Annotated in this window: 7 protein-coding genes; 6 read left to right on the forward strand and 1 reads right to left on the reverse strand. The window is 69.7% G+C overall.

Features of this window, described 5'->3' with window-relative positions; all coding sequences use genetic code 11:
• Window positions 1–6: 6 nt before the first annotated feature.
• From ACLARN_RS31890 to ACLARN_RS31910, 5 genes are all read left to right on the forward strand, one after another.
• Window positions 7–2,589 carry a hypothetical protein gene (locus tag ACLARN_RS31890; RefSeq protein ID WP_409495178.1) on the forward strand — a complete coding sequence of 861 codons (2,583 nt, stop codon included), beginning with the start codon at window positions 7–9 and terminating at the stop codon, window positions 2,587–2,589.
• Window positions 2,590–2,932: 343 nt separating this feature from the next.
• Window positions 2,933–7,906, forward strand: a complete 4,974-nt coding sequence (locus tag ACLARN_RS31895) for an NAD-glutamate dehydrogenase (protein ID WP_409495179.1) — start codon at window positions 2,933–2,935, stop codon at window positions 7,904–7,906.
• Window positions 7,906–8,325, forward strand: coding sequence for an acyl-CoA thioesterase (locus ACLARN_RS31900; protein WP_409495180.1), 420 nt, complete (start codon window positions 7,906–7,908; stop codon window positions 8,323–8,325). The genes ACLARN_RS31895 and ACLARN_RS31900 overlap by 1 nt, the downstream gene beginning before the upstream one ends.
• Window positions 8,318–8,953 (forward strand): hypothetical protein, encoded by a 636-nt coding sequence (locus ACLARN_RS31905; protein WP_409495181.1) that lies wholly within the window; start codon window positions 8,318–8,320, stop codon window positions 8,951–8,953. The genes ACLARN_RS31900 and ACLARN_RS31905 overlap by 8 nt, the downstream gene beginning before the upstream one ends.
• 63 nt (window positions 8,954–9,016) lie before the next feature.
• Entirely contained in the window at window positions 9,017–9,307 is a 291-nt protein-coding gene (locus ACLARN_RS31910) for a hypothetical protein (protein ID WP_409495182.1), read from the forward strand.
• A gap of 76 nt (window positions 9,308–9,383) precedes the next feature.
• On the opposite strand, the gene ACLARN_RS31915 is transcribed toward ACLARN_RS31910, so the two are convergent.
• Window positions 9,384–10,025, reverse strand: coding sequence for a DUF305 domain-containing protein (locus ACLARN_RS31915; RefSeq protein WP_409495183.1), 642 nt, complete (start codon window positions 10,023–10,025; stop codon window positions 9,384–9,386).
• An 87-nt stretch (window positions 10,026–10,112) separates the two neighbouring features.
• On the opposite strand from ACLARN_RS31915, the gene ACLARN_RS31920 reads away from it, so the two are divergent.
• The gene (locus ACLARN_RS31920) at window positions 10,113–11,570 is read left to right on the forward strand and encodes an LVIVD repeat-containing protein (protein WP_409495184.1); all 1,458 of its coding nucleotides are present in this window, start codon (window positions 10,113–10,115) and stop codon (window positions 11,568–11,570) included.
• Window positions 11,571–11,628: the final 58 nt, after the last annotated feature.

The following is an 11,628-nucleotide window of genomic DNA, read 5'->3' on the forward strand; positions in this document are numbered from 1 at the left end:
TTCCCCGTGGAAGCCAGCAAGCGCCAACGGCCGGGCTCGCCCACCACCATGGTGGGTGGGCGGACGGCTGCCACCGGGGGAACCCTGTCCGCTGTCGGCAGGCTGATCGAACGAGCGGACGCCCTGCACCTGAGGGCGCCCGAACTCGCCCTCGTCCTCGGGGAGCGCGCGGCCGCGCTCGCCGAGGCGGCCGGTGCCGACGAGCAGTGGATCCGCGCGGAGAGCCTCGTCGTGACCGCCCGGGTGCGGCTCGGTGGTCGTCCCCGGACGGTCGGCCGGGCGGTGGCCGCCCTGCGTGCCGCCGAGCACGCGGGTTACGGCGACATCGCCGCTCGGCTGAGGATCGACCTCGCGGTCTGCGCGCGCAGCGTCGGCATCCCGCTGACCGGGCTGGCCGCATTGCGTCCGCTGCTGGCGGATCCGTCGGTCTCACCGGTGCACCGGGCCGAAGCGATGTGTCACCTCGTCGGCTGCCTGGCGCAGTTCGGCCGCAAGGCGGAGCTGGACCGGGTGCTCGCCGAGGCGGACAAGCTCGTGCTCGGCGACGGCTCGATGACGGCGGATTCGCAGCTGCTGATCCGCGCGTTGCTGCGGGTCGGGGTGTCGGCGCACCGTCGTCGTCACGGCGATCTGACGTCGGCGGCCGACGCCGCGCGGACCGGACTGGGCATGCTCGAAAAGCTCGGAAATCCCGACGACGACGGAGGCCTCGTCCGGATCCGGCTGATCCTGCAACTCGTGTGCACGTTGCTGGACCGGGGCGACACGGCGATGGCGATGGAGGTTGCGCAGCCGGTCCTCGACGCGCCCGTTCGGGCCGCCGGGATCTCGCCGGCCGCGTGGCTGCGGCTGGCGGTGGCCAGTCGTGTCCTGCTGCCCGCGGGATCCGGGGAAGCCGCGGGCATGCTCGTGCGCGAAGCGGTCGCCGGGACCGAGGGCCACAACCTGCACGCCGTCACGGCACGGCTGTGGCTGGAACTCGCGCAGATCGAGGAGCGGCTCGGCCGGGCCGAGGAGGCCATCGGCTGCCTCCACCGGTCCCGTGCCGCTGAGCACCTGCACGCCCGCGCGCGCAGGCAGGCCTGCAACGTCCTCCTTGGGGAGTTCGGCGCGGCCGAGAACGCCGCGGTCGACCTCGACGACGTCCTGCGGGTCGTCGCCGCGCGGTCGACCGTCCCTGCGGCACCCGCGCCGGCTCCGGCGGAGGTGACCGCGGTGATGGCGCCGATCGACGCGGCGCCCCCGAAGCGGGCCGCGTCCGAGCCTCCGGTTCGTCGTGAACCGCCGCAGCCCGTGCGGCACAGCAGGCAGGCGGAGCCCGCGCCGGTGCGGACCATGCCGGTCGAGCCTCCGCGCCCCGCCGAGCCTCCGCGTCCGGCGGAACCTTCCGTGGCCCCGGCCGCGGAAAAGACGGAAGCTCCGGTGCTGAAGCCGCCGTCGCGGCCGGAGCCGTCTCGTGAAGCCGCGGCGTCCGACAGCGACTGGCGTCGCAGGGTGCCGAAGAAACCTGAGCAACCCAAGCCCACGATCAGGTTCGAGCCCAAGAGCGAACCCGCCGCACCGAAACTGATGCCGCCGCCTCCGAAACCGGAGCCTGCGTCGCGCCCTGAGCCGACATCGCGTCCCGAGCCGGAGCCCGGGCGGCGCAGCCGTCCGGAGGCGCCCGCCGCCCGCGAGACCGCCCCTCGCGAGACCGCCGCCCGCGAGACCGTTGCTCCGGACCCCTCGGTCGCCTGGCCCGAAACACCGATCCCGGCCGCGCGGCGGCGGCGACCCGAGGTACCGGTGCGGTACGAGGAACCGGCACCCGTGCCCGCTCCGGAACCCGTTGTCCCGGAACTGCTTCTGGCTCCCGAACCCGCCGCCGAACCCCGGCCGCGGATCGCGGCGGAGGTCGAAGCGCCGCGTCCGCCGGGGACCGCCGCCCCGTTGTGGGAGAGCGACGAGTGGGCGGCCGAGGAGCGAGTCCGCCGGTCCGCCGCGCCCGTTTCGCGCACGACCAGGCACGACGCCGAACACGGTTCCGTGGCGGCGAAATCGGTGCTGGACAGGCTCGGGATCTCGAGCACCGGCGGGCACGGCGGTGGCCGTCGCCGTGCGGACAACACCGGGGATCCCGTGCCTGTCGCCGAAGAACCCGCCGATACCGGACGCACCCGCCGGGAACAGCCTCCGGTGGAGTACAGCGAACCCGCGGTCCCGCTCGCACCGCCGCCTCGGGAAGACCCGACGCCGTCGTTCGGCGTCCCGGCCCCGGAAAGCACCCCGGAAAGCCCCCGGAAGGGCGCCAAGGAAGAGGTCGCGGATCCGTGGCTGCCGCGCCTGCGGATGCCGCCGGCGCTGGACCCGTTGACCGACACCGGCTCTTGGCGGCCCATCACACCGTTCCCGGAGAGCTACGCCCGCGCGATCGCGGAGGACGAGCCGCCGCCGGACGCCGGTCTCGCCGACCTGCTCGCCCGTGCGCTCGCCGAGCACCAGGCGGGGACCGCGAGCGCCGCCGCGCTCGTGAAACAACTCGGCTCCCAGGACTCGGGAAAGCGTCCGGTCAACGGCCGCGACCGGCACCGCACCAACGGCAGCGACTGACCGCGAGAGCAAAGGTCCCTTGCTTCGGAGCGAGAGCAAGCCCGAGCCTGGCTTGAACGATTCAGTCGGCCGGGTGAGGTCGCCCGTCGTTCGGCCGATCGACAAGGGGTGCTGGTCACCCCGGTGCGGCAGGGTGTGGGCAGGGCCGGACAGACCGGCTATGTGACCCGTCAGTAGCTGAACCGATCACGGCGATTCCGGTATCTGAGCAGGGAAATCTTCGCCGGGCGGGAATGACCCGGCCTTGTGGAGCCGACTGTCAGGAGCTGTAGGTTGGGTCTGGGCCGGTACAGAGTCGTGCCGGTCGCGGTGTCAATCTCGCTACAGTGGAGAGTTGCCTCAAATGAGCTCGACGGGAGTCTCGTCCCTGCCCGGAAAAGATGTCGGCACCGAAGAGGGCGCCCGGCGCCGGTCGGCGAACCCGGAGCAGATCCGGGACGACCTGATCGACGCCGCCGCGGCGTACGCCCCGGAGATCGGCGACCTGATCCGCCTGTACTACCGGCACATCCCCGCTGAAGAGATCCTCGGTGACGACCCGGTCGACCTCGTCGGCGCCGTCCGTTCGCACCTCCAGCTGGCCAAGGACCGGATGCCCGGCCGTCCCGCCGTGCGCCTGCTGAACCCGACGGGGCCGGAAGACGGCTGGACGCGTGAGGCCACCGTCGTGCAGGTCGTCACGGACGACATGCCCTACCTCGTGGATTCCGTCGCGGCCGAGTTCGCCCGTGACGGGGTGCAGGTGCAGCGCATCGTGCACCCGATCGTCGTGGTCAGCCGCGATCTGACCGGCGAGTTGCTGGCGGTCCACCCGGACGCCGATCCGGCCGAGCCGCCGTCGAATTCGGCGGCCGAGTCGTGGATGTACATCGAGATCGACCTGGTGACCGACCCGACGCGCGCTCGCGAGCTGGACAACAGGCTTTCGTCGGTGCTGGGTGACGTGCGTGAGGTCGTCGAGGACACCGACAAGATGGCGGAGACGGCGCGTCGTCTCGCCGACGAGCTGGACGAGAACCCGCCGCAGCTGTCCTCGCGCGAGATTGCCGAAGGTGCCCGGCTGTTGCGCTGGCTCGCCGACGGTCACTTCACCTTCCTCGGCTACCGCCGCTACGAGCTGATCGACAACCCGCATCCGGACAACGACGAGCCCGCCTTGCGCGCGGTACTCGCGACCGGGCTGGGCGTGCTGCGCCAGGACAGCCTGGCCGCGCGCAGCCTCACCGCCGGTCCCGACACGGCGGCGTCCGCGCTCGCGCCGACGTTGCTGGTGCTGACACAGGCCAGCGCGCCGTCCACAGTGCACCGCCCGGTCTACCCGTACTACGTCGGCGTGAAAACGTTCGACGACAAGGGAACCGTCACCGGCGAACACCGTTTCCTCGGCATGTTCACCACCACCGCCCTGCACGAGAACGTGCTGGACATCCCGGTGGTGTGCAACCGGGTTCGCGAGGTCATCCACCGCGCCGGCTTCCCGATGGAGTCCTTCTCCGGCCAGCGGATGCTCGAAGTGCTGCAGAACTGGCCGCGCGCGGACCTGTTCTCGGCCGACACCGACTCGCTGTACTCCACGACGACCGGCGCGATCACGCTGTCGGATCGCAGACGACTGCGGCTGTTCCTGCGCCGTGACCCGTACGGCCGCTTCTACTCCTGCCTCGTGTACCTCCCGCGCGACCGCTACACGACCCGTTCGCGGCTCGCCATGCAGGAGGTCCTGCTCGAAGAACTCGAAGGCACGCAACTGGAATACAGCGCGCGCATCGGGGAAACCGTGCTCGCGCAGGTGCATTTCATCGTGCACACCGATCCCTCTCAGCGGTCCGAGCCGGACACCCTGCGCATCCAGGAACGGCTCAACGAAGCCGTCCGCGGCTGGGACGACCGGATGGTCGAGGCGATCCTCGCCGAGCGCCGTGAGCGCGCCGGCGACAGCGGCGTCGCGATCGGCCTGCTGGGCGAGGAGTCCGCGGGTGAACAAGGCCAGCGCTTCGCCGCGGTGTTCCCCGAGGGTTACAAGGAGGACTTCAGCGCGCTCGAAGCGCTCGCCGACCTCCGTGCCCTGGAGTCGCTGACCGACGAGGGCGACCTCTCGATGTCGTTCTACCTGCCCGCCGACGCCGAGCCGGGGGAGCGGCGCTTCAAGCTGTACCTGCGCGGCGAGGGCGTCACCCTCTCCCAGGTGCTCCCGGTCCTGCAGCGGATGGGCGTGGAGGTCGTCGACGAGCGGCCGTACGAACTGCGCCGCGAGGACGGCGGCCGGTCGTGGATCTACGACTTCGGCCTGCGGATCGACCCGCAGGTGCTCGACCACGCCGACCACGACCTCCGCACCCGCTTCCAGGACGCGTTCCTCGCCGCCTGGCGCGGCGACTGCGAGGTCGACGGCTTCAACGGTCTCGTCCTGCGCGCCGGGCTCACCTGGCGCCAGGCGGCCATCCTGCGGGCCTACTCGCGGTACCTGCGCCAGACGAAGATCCCGTTCTCGCAGGAGTACATCGAGAACACCGTCCTCGCGCACACGGACATCGCCACCGCGCTGGTGCGGCTGTTCGAGACCCGCTTCGACCTCTCGCTCGGCGCCGAGGTCCGCGCGTCGCAGACCGATCAGCTCACCGCCGAGATCGGCAAGCTGGTCGACGAGGTGACCAGCCTCGACGAGGACCGGATCCTGCGACGGCTGATGGCGGTCATCCTCGCCACGCTGCGCACGAACTACCACGTCACCGACGGGGACGGGAACTCCCGGCAGTACCTGGCGCTCAAGCTCGACCCGAGCGCGGTGCCCGAACTGCCCGAGCCGCGGCCGAAGTACGAGATCTTCGTGTACTCGCCCCGGATCGAGGGTGTGCACCTGCGTTTCGGTGACGTCGCGCGCGGTGGTCTGCGGTGGTCCGACCGCCGGGAGGACTTCCGCACGGAGATCCTCGGCCTGGTCAAGGCACAGGCGGTCAAGAACGCGGTCATCGTTCCTGTCGGCGCGAAGGGCGGCTTCGTCGTGAAGCGCCCGCCGACGGCCACCGGTGACCCGGGCCTGGACCGTGATGCCCAGCTGAACGAGGGCATCGCCTGCTACCGGATGTTCATCTCCGGCCTGCTGGACGTGACCGACAACCGCGTCGAGGGCAAGACCGTGCCGGCGCCCGACGTGGTCCGCCACGACGGCGACGACAGCTATCTCGTGGTCGCGGCGGACAAGGGCACCGCGAAGTTCTCCGACATCGCGAACGAGGTCTCGGCGCACTACAAGTTCTGGCTCGGCGACGCCTTCGCTTCCGGTGGCTCGGTCGGCTACGACCACAAGGCCATGGGCATCACCGCGAAGGGTGCTTGGGAGAGCGTCAAGCGCAACTTCCGCGAGCTGGGCAAGGACGCCCAGACCGAGGACTTCACCGTCGTCGGCATCGGCGACATGATGGGCGACGTCTTCGGCAACGGAATGCTGCTCTCGGAGCACATCCGGCTCGTGGCCGCCTTCAACCACCTGCACATCTTCCTCGACCCGAACCCGGACTCGGCGACGTCGTTCGCCGAGCGCCGCAGGCTGTTCGACCTGCCGCGTTCGTCATGGGAGGACTACGACCGCTCGCTCATCAGCGAGGGCGGCGGAATCTACTCGCGGTACGCGAAGACGATCCCGGTCAGTCCTCAGGTCCGCGAGGCGCTCGGCCTAGGCGAGGACGTCACGAAGCTGGCGCCGAACGATCTCATGCAGGCGATCCTGCTGGCCCCGGTCGAGTTGTTGTGGAATGGCGGCATCGGCACCTACGTCAAGGCCGAGAACGAGACCCACGCGGACGCGGGTGACAAGGCCAACGACGCCTTGCGCGTCAACGGGAAGCAGCTCCGCGTCAAGGTCGTCGGCGAGGGCGGGAACCTGGGGCTGACGCAGCTCGGCCGGATCGAGTTCGCCCGCACCGGCGGCAAGATCAACACCGACGCGCTCGACAACTCGGCGGGCGTCGACTGCTCCGACCACGAGGTCAACATCAAGATCCTGCTGGACCACCTGGTCTCGGCCGGATCACTGGACGCCGGGCAGCGCAACGAACTGCTGGAGCAGATGACCGACGAGGTCGGCGAGCTGGTGCTGGCCGACAACTACCGGCAGAACGCCGTGCTCGGCGTCAGCCGGGCGCACGCCGGGCCGATGGTCTCGGTGCACCAGCGGCTCGTCGCGGCACTGGTCGCGAAGGGCGCCTTCGACCGCAAGCTCGAAGCGCTGCCGAGCTCGGCGGAGTTCCGCGCGCTGGAGAAGGCGGGCGAGGGCCTGACGTCGCCGGAGCTGGCGACGCTCATGGCGCACGTCAAGCTCGACCTCAAGGACGAGTTGCTGGCGAGCGAATTGCCGGACTCGGAGGTGTTCTCACGTCGTCTGCCCGAGTACTTCCCGAAGCCGCTTCGGGAGCGCTTCGGCGACGCGATCTTCCAGCACCCGCTGAAGCGCGAGATCATCACGACGATGGTGGCCAACGAGGTCGTCGACGGCGCCGGGATCTCCTACGTCTTCCGCCTGATGGAGGAGATGAACGCGACCGCGACCGACGCCGTCCGCGCGTACGCCGTGGTCACCCACGTGTACGACCTGCCCTCGCTGTGGGCGCAGATCGACGCGCTGGACAACGTCGTGCCGACCGAGGTCGCGGACGAGATGATGCTGGAGACCCGCAGGCTGCTCGACCGGGCCGCCCGCTGGTTCCTCACCAACCGGCCGCAGCCCCTCGCCCCGCTCGCCGAGATCAACCGGTTCGGCCGGGTCGTCGGCGAGCTGGCCCCGCGGGCGCACGAGCTGCTCCGCGGTGTCGAGTGCGCGTCGGTGGACGCGAACACCGAGCGACTGATGGAGAAGGGTGTCCCGGCGGAACTGGCGCAGCGCGTGGCGCTCCTGCTGCACACCTTCGGCCTGCTCGACGTCACCGACGTCGCGGAGATGGCCGAGCAGCAGGCGGGGATCGACGCGGTGCACACCCCGTCGGAGACCGCGGGCCTGTACTACGCGCTGTCGGACCACCTCGGCGTCGACAAGATGCTGACGTCGATCAGCGGTCTCGAACGCGGCAACCGCTGGCACGCGCTCGCGCGGCTCGCGCTGCGGGACGACGTGTACGGCTCGCTGCGGGCGATCACCCTGGACGCGTTGAAGTACAGCGATTCGGGCACCGGCCCGGACGAGAAGATCGCGCACTGGGAACAGGCGAACGCGTCGCGGTTGCAGCGGGCCCGCGTCGCGCTGGACGAGATCAGCCAGTTCGGCAAGCTCGACCTGGCGACGCTGTCGGTGGCGGCGAGGCAGATCCGGAGCACGGTGCGGTAGTGAGCTACATTTCCCTGATCCGGCCGCGCTGGTCGGATATGGACGTCTACGGGCACGTCAACCACGCGAACATGGTGACCCTGCTCGAGGAGGCACGGATTCCCCTGCTGTTCGGGGACGCCGTCCGGGCCGGGCTCACCGAACTGCCCAAGGGCATCGTGGTGGTGAAGCTGGCCGTCCATTACCGTTCGCCGATCGTGGTGTCCGATCAGGACATCCGGGTGGAGATCTCGTTGAAGGACTTGAAGCACGCCAGCTTCACCCTCGGCTACCGGGTGCACAACGGGCCAGCCGAGGCCGACAAGGTCGCGGTCACCGCGGAGACGGTGCTCGCACCGTTCGACACCGGGTCGGAGCGGCCCCGCCGGCTGACCGAGGACGAACGCGCCTTCCTGGAGAAGGGGTTCGCGGATGCCTGAGCTCGTCATCCCGGACGCGGGCGACCGCGAAACGCTCGGCGCGTTCGTGGCCAGGGCGGTCCGGCTCGACCAGAACACGCTGGTGCGGTTGCGGCAGCGTGGTGACGGCGTCGTCGAGGCGTGGAGCGCGACCCCGTTCGAGGTCCTCGCCACCAGGGCGGTCGCCGGCGACGTCACGCCGTCGGACGTCACGGTGTCCGGGAACGAGTTGCTCGCCGCGCTGACCATCGCGGGCGGCGAGCGGATGGATCCGGGTCCGGCCCGCGACCTGATGTGGCACTCCGAACTGCCCGCGGCGGGACGCTGGCAGCTGGTGGACGAACTGCCGGCGACGGTGATCTCCGAACTGGCCGATCGCGGTGTCACGCTGGCCCGTGACAACGTCGGCCCGCACGGCAACCCGCCCGCTTCGCTGATGGACCAGGCGGTGCTCACCGTTTCGGGCAACGAGCTGGAGATCAAGGTCCAGATGCGGTGCCTGTTCGCGCTGTCCGGGATGGGTTTCCTCGACTCGTCGATCGCCGACGACGTCGTCCGGGTCACCGCGACGGATTCGTGGATGCGCATCGACGCGCGGTACGGCGCCGTCCTCAAGCGCCGTCACGCGCTCCTGCCGCTGCTGTTCTGACAGGTTCCTTACCGCGTCGCACCGCGGGTGGCTTCCGGCCGCCCGCGGTGTCAGGCTGTCCCCATGAGCGACAAGGACGCCGGTAAGGACGGGGAAGACCCGACCGCGGACTTCCTCGCCGAGGTCCGGCCGGAGGAGACGCCGTGGCGGACCGAGCGCCCGCCGGGCGAGGAGGCGCCGGAACGCGCCGAACGCCCGGAGAAGTGGGGTCGCGCCAAATCGGCCGGACGGGCCGCGGCGAAGGCGGCGCCCTACGTCCAGGCCGCCGCGCTGGCGACCTGGATCGTCTCGGGCACCCTCGACGACTCCGACGACCCCGGCTACGGCGACATGGGCTCCTCCGGCGACGCCTGACCCTCCGCAATGCGGCACCTACTTGCGGTAGTTCGCGACGCCAACTACCGCAAGTAGGTGCCGAATTGCGGAGGGGTCAGAGCTTCGAGCGCATGGTTTTCATGCGTTCGATCTCGGCGGACTGGCCGGTGATGACCTCCTGCGCCATCTCCTGCGCCTTGACCTCCACCCCCTTGCCGAGCTGGGTCTCGGCCATGGTCAGCGCACCCGTGTGATGCGCGATCATCAGGTCCAGGAACAGCTTCTCGAACGCCACGCCACTCGCCGCGCGCAGCTCCGCCAGCTGGGCGTCGGTCGCCATTCCCGGCATGAGCGCGTGATCGTGATGGCCGCCGTGGCCTTCGTGGCCCTCGCCGGGGACGGGCTTGCCGCGGTCGGACAGCCACGTCTTCATCATCGTGACCTCACCGTCCTGCGCGACCGAGATCCGGCCCGCGATCGCCCGGATCTGCTCGTTCGCCGTCTTGCCCGGCACCAGGTCGGTCATCACCTTCGCCTGCTGGTGGTGGGGGATCATCATCGTCATGTACTCGACGTCGGCCTCGTTGGGCCGATCGCGGTTCACCGGGCCGGGAGTGCCGGTGCCCGCCTGCTCACCCGGCTTCCCGGGGGCGATCACCGGCGCACTCGACGCGGGCGCGGCGGGAGGTTCGTCGGCGGTGCAACCCGAGACGACGAAAGCCGCCGTGACCAGCACGGTTGTCAAACTCTTTTTCATCCCGGGAGATCCTCCGTTGGTCGGTATCTGCTGAGCCTAAATAAGGAATAAGGTTCGCGTAAAGCTGGGTGGAAGGAGAGCCATATCGTGCTGCAGCCTGGGCTGAAACGCCGCTTGACCAGGGTCTTCGTGTCGGCGGCCGCGGTCGCCGCCCTCGGGGCCTCCAGCGCGCTCGTCGCGCCGGCCGTCGTCGCGGAGCCGTCGGCGACCACGATCCCGGGGGTGGACGAGATCGTCCACAGCCCGAATCTCCGGTCGATCGCGAACGTCCCGCAGCAGGGACCGTTCACCAAGGACTCGACCGGCACCGACATCGCGTTCACCAAGGGTCACGCGATCATCGGCACGTACGACGGCTTCAACGTCTTCGACGTCCGCAACCCCTACCGCCCCAAGATCGTCAGCCAGGTCCTCTGCCCCGGCGGGCAGAACGACGTGTCGATCTCCGGCGACCTGCTCTTCCTGTCGACGGACTACGCACGCAGCGACAACTCGTGCAACAGCGTCGCGAAGCCCACGTCGGACAAGTCGGCGTGGGAGGGCATCAAGATCTTCGACATCTCGAACCTCGCGGCGCCGAAGTACGTCGCGGCTGTCGAGACCGACTGCGGTTCGCACACCAACACCGTGGTGCCGGACAAGCGCGGCAAGGACGTTTACATCTACGTCTCGTCGTACGCGCCGGCGGCCAACCTGCCCGACTGCCAGCCGCCGCACGACAAGCTCTCCATCGTCAAGGTCCCGGTGAAGGACCCGGCGAAGGCTTCGCTCGTCGCGACGCCGGTGCTGTTCCCGCCGGACGACGGTGGCAACCCCGGCGGCACCAACCCCGACGGCACCCGCCGCTCGGCGACCACCGGTTGCCACGACCTCACGGCGCTGCCGGAGAAGGACCTCATGGCCGGTGCCTGCATGGGTGACGGCGTCCTGCTCGACATCTCCGACCGGCTCAAGCCGCGGGTCATCAACCGTGTCCAGGACAACGTGAACTTCGCGTTCTGGCACAGCGCCACCTTCAACAACGACGCCACCAAGGTCGTCTTCACCGACGAGCTCGGCGGCGGCGGGATGGCGACCTGCCTGGAGAAGTTCGGCCCCACCCGCGGCGCCAACGGCATTTACGAGATCACCGGCCGCGGCGACAACCGCAAGCTGGAGTTCCGCAGCTACTACAAGATCCCGCGTCTCCAGTCCGAGACCGAGAACTGCGTGGCGCACAACGGTTCGCTGGTTCCGGTGCCGGGCAAGGACATCATGGTCCAGTCCTGGTACCAGGGCGGCATCTCGGTGTGGGACTTCACCGACTCGACGAAGCCGAAGGAGATCGCGTACTGGGAGCGGGGCCCGCTCTCGAACGAGAAGCTCGTCGGCGGTGGCACCTGGTCGGCGTACTGGTACAACGGCTACATCTTCTCGTCCGACATCGTGAAGGGCCTGGACGTCCTGGACCTCAACGACTGGCGGACCTTCCCGGCGAAGCTCGTCCGGCAGAACCAGTTCAACGCCCAGACGCAGTACAAGCTGCACCCGGGCTTCAACAACTGATCCGGTAATGCTATGAACGGCCCGTTACTTGCAAATTTTGCAAGTAACGGGCCGTTCA

This window comes from Amycolatopsis sp. cmx-11-12 (assembly GCF_046269425.1).
Lineage (GTDB): Bacteria > Actinomycetota > Actinomycetes > Mycobacteriales > Pseudonocardiaceae > Amycolatopsis.